Source organism: Streptomyces sp. NPDC127092, assembly GCF_042722475.1.
Lineage (GTDB): Bacteria > Actinomycetota > Actinomycetes > Streptomycetales > Streptomycetaceae > Streptomyces.
On the sequence record NZ_JBHXFE010000271.1, the window covers coordinates 853 to 1,305 of the forward strand.

The window sequence follows — 453 nt, forward strand, 5'->3', positions numbered from 1 at the left end:
GGGGTCACGGTCTCAGGCCTCCTCGGCGGGGGCCGCGGCGCCCGCCTCGTGCTCGGCCAGCCCGCGCACGGCGGCGTCGACCGCGGACGTCGTCGGCCGCGTCGAGCCGTCCCGCATCACCTTGGCGCAGCAGTCCGGCCGGCACACGTCGTACCAGGCCGGGAAGCAGCCGGCCGCGGCGCGGCCCTCGCGGCGGCCCAACCGCTCCTCCACGATGTCCACGAGCCCGGCCACGAACCGCGAGTCGGTGCCCGGGGTGGGGCTGCGACGGAACCCCACACCCAGCCCCTCGGCGGTCTCCTTGGCCTCGGTGTCGAGGTCCCAGACCACCTCCATGTGGTCCGAGACGAAGCCCAGCGGCACGACGACGAAGCCCGCCACGGCGCGCCCCTGCGCGTCCGTCTCGGCGCCCTCGCCCGCGAGGTGCTCCATCGCGTCGTTGATGTCCGGCTC

General features: G+C 76.2%; 1 protein-coding gene. It reads right to left on the reverse strand.

Annotated features, from left to right (window positions below; genetic code table 11):
* Positions 1-12: 12 nt before the first annotated feature.
* Positions 13-453, reverse strand: a 441-nt coding sequence (locus ACFWJO_RS39595; RefSeq protein ID WP_386873127.1) for a ferrochelatase, incomplete at its 5' end; no start/stop codon positions are given.